The following is an 8,139-nucleotide window of genomic DNA, read 5'->3' as shown; positions in this document are numbered from 1 at the left end:
GCTTCGACTCCGTGTGGATGTCGGAGCATCACCTGACCGATGACGGGTTGCTGCCGTCGCCGTTGATCATGGCCGCGGCGATCGCGGCCCGGACCCACCGGATCCGGATCGGCACCAACATCATTCCGCTGCCGCTGCACCATCCGCTACGGATCGCCGAGGATGCGGCGGTCGCCGATCTGATCTCCGCGGGGCGGATGGTTCTCGGTCTCGGGCAGGGGTACGCGAAGCCGGAGTTCGCCGCGTTCGGTGCAGATCGGCGGCGGCGCGGATCCCTGCTGGAGGAGGGAATCGGGATCCTGCGCCGCGCCTGGACCACGGACGGCCGGTTCAGCTTCGCGGGCGAACACTGGTCTTTCGACGAGGTGCAGGTGACCCCGCGACCGCGGCGGCCGCTGCCGATCTATGTCGGCGCCGTGACCGAGCCCGCGTTGCGGCGCGCGGCGCGGATCGCCGACGGGATCCTGGTCTACTGCGGCAAGGTCTCGGACCTGCGCGCCCGGCTCGGCATGATCAAGAACCTCGGCCTCGAGCTGCCGGTGGTCGCCACCGGCATCCTGCACGTCGCCCCATCGGCCGAGCAGGCCTGGGCCGAGGCGGCGCCCGGCATTGCTTACCTGGAAGGACAGATCGCCAAGTACGGTCAGCGGACTCACCCCGAGGAACTGAATCGTGATGACTATCTGGTCGGCGCTCCCGGTGAGGTGATCGAGAAGCTGGCGGCGCTGCGGGCCGAGTTCGACGTCGATCACTTCGCCCACTGGGCCCGGCTGCCCGGCCTCTCGCACAGCCGTTGCACCGAGACCCTGGAACTGATTGCCGCCGAGCTCCTCGCTTGATCCAAGGGGGATTGGGCGATGCCTGGCCTGGCGGGAGGCCGTTTCTCGACCCAGGTAGAGAATTGATCGGAATCCGGCCCGTTCCCGGTCCATTTCTCGCCACAGGTAGAGAAACGCGCCGAGCCGGGTCGGGGTCCGGTCAGGTAGGAGTGATCAGGCGGCTCTCGTAGGCGGCGATCACCAGTCGGGCCCGGTCCCGGGCGTCCAGCTTTCGCAGCAGTTGGCCGATGTGGGTCTTCACGGTGGCGGGGCTCAGATAGAGATGGTCGGCGATCTCGGTGTTGGACAGGCCGCGGGCGATCAGGGTCAGCACCTCGCGTTCCCGGTCGGTGACGCCGTCCAGTCCGGCGACCGAGGCGGCGGGTGGCTGGCTGGCGAAGGTGGCGATCAGCCGGCGGGTCACGCTCGGCGCCAGCAGGGCGTCACCGCGGGCGATCACCGCGATCGCGGCGAGCAGGTCGGCCGGCGGGGAATCCTTGAGCAGGAAGCCGCTGGCGCCGGCCCGGAGCGAGGCGTAGACGTAGTCGTCAAGATCAAAGGTCGTCAAGATCAACACGCGCACGTCGGCGGTCTCGGCGCAGATCTGCCGGGTCGCCTCGATGCCGTCCAGCTCCGGCATCCGGACGTCCATCAGGACGACATCGGGGGTCAGCTCACGGGCCAACGCGACTGCCGCCGCGCCGGTGCCGGCCTCGCCGACGACGATCAATCCGGGCTCGGTCTCCAGCAGCACCCGGAAGCTGCCGCGGAGCAGGGCTTGATCATCGACGATCAGCACCCGGGTCGCGTCGGCCGTCATCCGGTGGCCCGGGTCGGCTGTCGTTCGGCGTACGGCAGCACGGCGGTGATCATGAATCCGCCGCCGGCACCGGGCCCGGCCTCGAAGTCGCCGCCGTACAGGGCGACCCGCTCGCGCATTCCGATCAACCCGTGACCGAGCCGGCCCCGACCGGTTCTCCGCTGGGTCGTCGGCGCGGCGCCGGCACCGTTGTCGCGCACCTCGACCCGGACGGTGCCGGGCCGACCCTGCACCCGGACCCGGCAGCGCGCCGGCGCCGCGTGCCGCACCACGTTGGTCACCGCCTCCTGGACGATCCGATAGACCGCGCGTCCGACGTCGTCCGGAAGTTGATCAACGTCTGTGGCCTCGAGATCGACGTCGACGCCGGCCGTGGCGGCGGCGGCCACGAGGTCGGGCAGTCGGTCGATGGTCGGGGCCGGGGCAAGATCGTCGGCCGCGGAGCCGGTGCGCAGCAGGTCGAGCAGGTGCCGGGTCTCGTCCAGCGCGGCCCGGCTGGTCTGTTCGATCACCCGGAGCGCGGCGGGCACCTCCTCCGGCCGCGCCGCCGCGACGTGGGCCGCGACCCCCGCCTTCACGGTGATCAAGCTCAAGTTGTGGGCGACGATGTCGTGCAGTTCCCGGGCGATCCGCAGCCGCTCCTCGGCCACGGCCCGGGCCGCGTGCTCGGCCGCGGTCCGGGTCAGATAGTCCCGCCGGTCCCGGACCGCCCGCCCGATCGCCCAGCCTGCGCCGATGATCGACAGCGCGAGCACCACCGGGCCGATGATCCGCAGCGCGCCGGCCGGCAGCGGGATCGACGGTCCCGCGGCGGCGGAGGCCAACAGCCCGAGGGCGCTGGCCACGCCGATCACCCGGGTCGGCACCCAGCGGAGCTTCGGCAACCGGACCGCCACCAGGAAGGCGAGCAGGGCCAGGACGAGGACCGGCCCCATGGTTTCGATGCCCACGCCGGAACCGTAGCCGGGTTCGGCAAGGACGGCCTCCACCCACGGGCGGTCAACCCGTGCTCCGATGTCTCGGGCCCTGCGTCCCGGCACGGTTGATCGACATGAAACCAATCATGATCATCCTCGCGGCGCTGACCCTGCTGCCGGCGCTGACGCTGACCGCGGCGACGGCGGTCGCCGAGCCAGCCGAGCCGCGGTCGAGCCTGGACTGGAAGCCGTGCCCGGCCGGTGACGACGACAAGTCCGGCCTGGAATGTGCCTCACTCGACGTGCCCGTCGACTGGTCGAAGCCCGAGGGCCGCAAGATCACCTTGCAGCTCGGCCGGTTGCCCAGCACCGATCCCGAGCCGGAGGGTTCCCTGCTGGTGGCGTACGGCGGACCGGGCGGACCCGGCCTGGCGATCACCCGGCAGACCCCGGAGAGCTGGGACGAGCTGCGGCAGCGGATGGACCTGATCACCTGGGACACCCGCGGCTACGGCCAGCAGTTCGGTGGCACCAGCACCGGCCTGGACTGCAACTGGAGCCGGAACCCGATCCCGAACCTGCCCCGGGACGCCGCCGAGTTCGGGCGCCTGGCCCGGGTCAATCTGGGCATCGCCTTCGCCTGCCGCAGCAGGGATGCCGAGTTCTTCGATCATCTGAGCTCGGCCGATCAGGCCCGGGACATGGAGGCGATCCGGATCGCGCTGGGCGAGACCAAGCTCAACTTCTACGGTGCCTCCTACGCCGGTCTCTATGGCCAGGCCTACGCCCGGCTGTTCCCGGACCGGGTCCGCACCCTGGTGCTGGACGGGACCTTCCCGCACGCGGTCAAGGACTGGGACGCCGAGCTGATCGCCCACGCCAAGCGGAACGAGACGACGATCGGCCGATTCTTCGACTGGTGCGGGCAAGATCAAACCTGTGCGCTGCACGGTGGCAACGTCGAGCGGACCTGGCAACGGCTGGTCCGCAAGGCCGACCGGACGCCGCTGGTCGGCACCCGGGGTGAGGAGACCTATCACTACAACGGCACCGACCTGCGCGGCCTCGCCCTCGGCCTGGCCCGGCAGAAGGACTGGACGGAACTGGCCGACGCCATCCGGGATGCGGGTCGCGGCGACGCCTCGGGCTTCATCCCGGCCAAGCCGCAGAGCCCCTACCCTGACATCCCCACCGGGATCACCGAGTGCACGGACATCCCGCGCGCCACGACCTACGGCGAACTGACCGCCGCCGCGAAGAGGGTCGGCCGGGTCGCGCCGAACACCGGGTCCGTCGGCACCATGGTGGCGAACACGTTGCAGTGCGTCGGCTGGCCGACCCCGCTGACCAATCCGCCGGCGCCGCTGCCGGACGGCCTGCCGCCGCTGCTCGGCGCGGGCGCCTGGGACGAGTTCGACGCCATCGAGCCGGTGCTTGACCAGGTGCCGGGGAGCGGCTCGATCTTCCACGATGACTCCGGACACACCTTGTACCAGTTCAATGAGTGCGCGCGGACCTTGATCAATCGCTACGTCACGGACCTCGAGGTGCCGGACCGCGACACGATCTGCTGAATCCGCGCGTTTGTTCCGTTCCTTGAGCTTGTCGAGGGCGCTGGTGATGTGGCCTGCCCCTTCGGCAGGCTCAGGGAACGAACACCCAAGCCTCCACTCCCTGAGCCTCGGCCGTACGACCGATCGTCGTTCACGGAATGGGCTGGTCTGCTCCGAACCGTTGACCACCCGCCTCGTCCCGGTCTAGGTTGAAATCGATTTCGAGTCAACGGTGACGATGCGGTAGGGGAGCTTCGACATGGATCATGATCAACAACCCGCGGGATGTTCCGGCCGGACCTGCTCGGGCGACTGCCCTCGGGCGGCCTTCACCCGGCGCACGTTCCTGGCGCTGAGTGCGACCGGGATCGGCGCGGCGACGACGCTGAACGCCTGGCCGGCCGGCGCCGAGCCGAGGCCGGCGACGCCGCCGAAGGGGAAGGCGTTGGCCGCGCTGGTCGCGCGGGGCAAGCCGACCGAATACTCCGGGGCGGCGCTGGCCAAGATCGGGATGCCGGTCGGCGGCGGCTGTGCCGGCCAGGTGTTCCTCGCCGGCGACGGCCGGCTGTGGGCCTGGGACATCTTCAACCCGACCTCGTTCCCGCTCGGCGGGGCCGACTTCTCCGGCGCCAACTACGCCGACCCGTTGTCCGCCGACCAGCCCGGCGCGGCCCAGTTCCGGCAGGGCTTCGCGCTGCGGACTGAGGCCGGCGGGAGCACCCGGACTGCGGCTCTGGACGCCTCCGGCTTCGCCGATGTCCGGTTCACCGGTCAGTATCCGACGGGCCGGGTTTCCTATGCCGACCCCGATTCGCCGGTCGAGGTCGAACTGACCGCGTACGCACCCTTCGTGCCGCTGGCCGTCGACGACTCGACGCTGCCGGCGACGATCATGGCCTTCACCCTGCGCAACTCCGGCTCGGCGACGGTCCGGGCCACGCTGCTCGGCTACGCGGAGAACCCGGTCTGTCTGGACAGCCGGCGCAACCAGCCGACCCGGCTCCGGGCCAAGGGCTTCGCCGGCGGCACCGAGTTCACCGCGGTCGATGATCATTCCGCCGAGGGCGACGACATCCTCTTCGAGGACTGGGAGTCTGACGGTTTCGGAGACTGGACCGCCACCGGCGACGCGTTCGGCGACGGGCCGGTCCGGCCGGCCGCGGTGCCCAACATCCTGAAGCGGTTCGGCGACCTCAACCTGTCCGGCACCCGCTACGTGACCTCGTACAACTTCCGGCTGGACGGCGACCCCGACGATCGCACCGGATCCCTGACCAGCAAGGAGTTCACCGTCGAGCGGCGCTACGTCGCGGTCGCGCTGAGCGGAGGTGATCATGCCGGGAAGACCTGCGTCAACGTGATCATCGACGGCGAGGTGGTGGCCACGGCGACCGGTGACAACACCGAGCCGATGATCACCCGCTTCCTCGACCTCGAAGCTCATCAGGGCAAGACCGCGACGATCAAGATCGTCGATGAGGCCGAGGGTGCCTGGGGTCACCTCAGCTGCGACGCGATCTGGTTCACCGACCGGGCCGACGTCCTGTTCGAGGACTGGGAGGACGGTTACCAGGACTGGCAGGTCACCGGCACCGCGTTCGGCGACGGCCCGGTCACCGCCGCTGAGACGCCGGAGGGTTTCCGTCGCCCGTTCGGCGTCCGCACCGAGCTCAACGTCAAGGGCAAGTTCGTCACGTCGTACCACTTTCGGGCCGACGACGGGAATCCCGACGGGCACCAGGGAACCCTGACCAGCAGGGAATTCACCATCGATCGCCGCTTCGTCACGGCCTGGGTCGGCGGCGGCAGCCATCGCGGCGAGACCTGCTTCAACGTGATCATCGGCGACGAGGTGGTGGCGACCGCCAACGGCACCGACATCGAGCCGCTGACCGCCGTGTCGATGGACGTCGGGCGCTATCAGGGCAAGAAGGCCCGGATCCAGCTGGTCGACCGGCACACCGGCGGCTGGGGCCACCTGAACGTCGACCGGATCCTGTTCAGCGACCGCCCGGTCCGCCGACTGCCGGTGGCCGAGCGGCCTGACGGCGGCAGCTTCGCGCTCGGCGCCCTGGGCACGGCGGCGAAGGCCAGGCCGTCGATCGCGCTGCCGGCCGGCGAGGTCGATCCGGATGCCCTGTTCGACGCCGAGGACGGGCCGGCCGAGGTGGACGGCACCGGCGACGGCCAGGTCGCCACGACCGCCGTCGAGCTGACCCTCGCGCCGGGCGAGGAGCGGGTGGTCCGGTTCGCGTTCGGCTGGCACTTCCCGATCCCGCAACGCGAACTGTTCGCCGAACTGGTCGGCGCCGCGACCCTGCGCCGGGAGTACGGCAACCGGTTCGACTCCGCCCGCGCGGTGGTCGATCACCTGGCCGCCGACGGCGATCGGCTGGGCGAGCAGACCACGGCCTGGGTGCAGACCTGGTACGAGGACTCGACGCTGCCGCACTGGTTCCTGGAGCGGACCCTGGCCACGGCCTCGACGTTGGCGACCAGCACCTGCTATCGGTTCACGAGTCCTGAGTACGAGGGCGGCCGGTTCTACGCCTGGGAGGGCACCTACTGCTGCGCCGGCACCTGCCAGCACGTGTGGAGCTACGGCCAGGCGATCGGCCGGCTGTTCCCGCAGCTGGAGCGCGACACCCGGCAGCGGGTCGATCTCGGCATCGCGTTCAAGGAGACCGGCGAGATCGGCAACCGGGGCGAGTGCGGCGACGCGTCGACCTCGTTCGCCGACGGCCAGTGCGGCACCATCCTGCGGTTCTACCGCGAGCACCAGATGAGCCCCGACCCGGAGTTCCTGGAGCAGAACTGGACCAAGATCAAGAAGTCGGTCGAGTTCGTGATCACCAGCCGTGACGGCGCCGACGGGGACGAGATCGACGGCATCCTCCGCGGCAGCCAATGGAACACCCTGGACACCGAGTGGTTCGGCGAGGTGCCGTGGCTGAGCGGGCTCTACGTCGCCGCCCTCCGGGCGGCCGCAGAGCTGGCCACCGAGGCCGGCGACGACGCGGCGGCGAAGCGCTACGCCACGATCGCCGCCAGCGGCTCGAAACACCTGGCGGAGAAGCTGTGGAACGAGGAGTACGGCTACTTCGTGCAGAAGACCGATCCCGATCATCCGTCGGTGAACTCCAACCGGGGCTGTCACATCGATCAGCTGTACGGGCAGGCCTATGCCAGCCAGCTCGGCCTGCCGCGGGTCTTCGACCATGATCAGTCCAGCACTGCACTGGGCAGCATCTACGCCAACAACTTCCTGCCCGACCCGATCTCGTACCGTCCGCCGGGGGTGAACGGCGGCCGGATCTATGCCACCAAGGACGAGCCCGGCGTGATCATGACCACCTGGCCGCACGGCGGTTCCACCGAGAGCGGTGGGCTGATGTACTTCAACGAGGTGTGGACCGGGCAGGAGCACCAGTTCGCGGCGCACCTGTTCGCCGAGGGGATGATCGCCGAGGGGCTGGCGGTGACGAAGGCGATCTACGACCGCTACCACGGCAGCAAACGCAACCCGTACAACGAGATCGAGGCCAGTGATCACTACGCCCGGGCCATGATGAGCTTCGGCGTCTATCTGGCGGCGATCGGGTACGAATACCACGGGCCGAAGGGGCATCTCGGCTTCGCGCCGCGGATCGGGCCGGAGGACTTCCGTGGCGCCTTCACCGCGGCGGAGGGCTGGGGCTCCTATCGGCAGACCCGGCGCGGTCGCCGGCTCGCCGCCGACGTCGAGCTCCGCTACGGCGAGCTCCGGCTGGCCACCCTCTCGTTCGAGACTAACGAGCCGGCCCGCCATGTCACCGTCCGTTTCGGCGGCCGGCGGATCCCGGCCGAGGTCGAGGCCGACGGCATCCGGGCCGTGGTGACGCTGGGCAAGTCGGTCACGATCAAGGCCGGACAGACCATCGGCGTGGAACTGACCTAGAACCATGACCCTGTGCCGCCGGAGGGTCGCTCGTTCGTTCCCTGAGCTTGTCGAAGGGCGGGCCAGCTTGGTGCCCCTCGGGTTTCGGCCTGGC

The 8,139-nt window shown here is 70.0% G+C and carries 5 protein-coding genes; 3 read left to right on the top strand and 2 right to left on the bottom strand.

The features are described 5' to 3' along the window. Window positions 1-839: LLM class flavin-dependent oxidoreductase (locus FNH24_RS31290; RefSeq protein ID WP_152366164.1), on the top strand; the 839-nt coding region annotated here is incomplete at its 5' end. A gap of 139 nt (window positions 840-978) precedes the next feature. Here the strand turns inward: FNH24_RS31290 and FNH24_RS31285 are convergent. Together FNH24_RS31285 and FNH24_RS31280 are read right to left on the bottom strand one after the other, a co-directional pair. Further along, window positions 979-1,638 (bottom strand): response regulator, encoded by a 660-nt coding sequence (locus FNH24_RS31285; protein WP_152366163.1) that lies wholly within the window; start codon window positions 1,636-1,638, stop codon window positions 979-981. Next, window positions 1,635-2,588, bottom strand: coding sequence for a sensor histidine kinase (locus FNH24_RS31280; RefSeq protein WP_217428650.1), 954 nt, complete (start codon window positions 2,586-2,588; stop codon window positions 1,635-1,637). Before FNH24_RS31280 ends, FNH24_RS31285 begins: the two co-directional genes overlap by 4 nt. 101 nt (window positions 2,589-2,689) lie before the next feature. On the opposite strand from FNH24_RS31280, the gene FNH24_RS31275 reads away from it, so the two are divergent. Together FNH24_RS31275 and FNH24_RS31270 are read left to right on the top strand one after the other, a co-directional pair. Next, a complete protein-coding gene (locus FNH24_RS31275; protein WP_152366162.1) occupies window positions 2,690-4,129 on the top strand; it encodes an alpha/beta fold hydrolase in 1,440 nt (479 codons plus the stop codon). Window positions 4,130-4,367: 238 nt separating this feature from the next. Continuing rightward, window positions 4,368-8,045 (top strand): GH116 family glycosyl hydrolase, encoded by a 3,678-nt coding sequence (locus FNH24_RS31270; protein ID WP_152366161.1) that lies wholly within the window; start codon window positions 4,368-4,370, stop codon window positions 8,043-8,045. The last annotated feature ends 94 nt before the right edge of the window (window positions 8,046-8,139 follow it).

The sequence above is a fragment of the Microlunatus speluncae genome (genome assembly GCF_009299835.1).
In the GTDB taxonomy this organism is placed as follows: domain Bacteria; phylum Actinomycetota; class Actinomycetes; order Propionibacteriales; family Propionibacteriaceae; genus Microlunatus; species Microlunatus speluncae.
This window is presented reverse-complemented; position numbering and strand designations above follow the sequence as displayed.

Bases quoted from the DNA above. Each gene is read 5' to 3' on its own strand.
- FNH24_RS31285 (WP_152366163.1), bottom strand. From the start codon at position 1,638: ATGACGGCCGACGCGACCCGGGTGCTGATCGTCGATGATCAAGCCCTG.
- FNH24_RS31275 (WP_152366162.1), top strand. From the start codon at position 2,690: ATGAAACCAATCATGATCATCCTCGCGGCGCTGACCCTGCTGCCGGCG.
- FNH24_RS31270 (WP_152366161.1), top strand. From the start codon at position 4,368: ATGGATCATGATCAACAACCCGCGGGATGTTCCGGCCGGACCTGCTCG.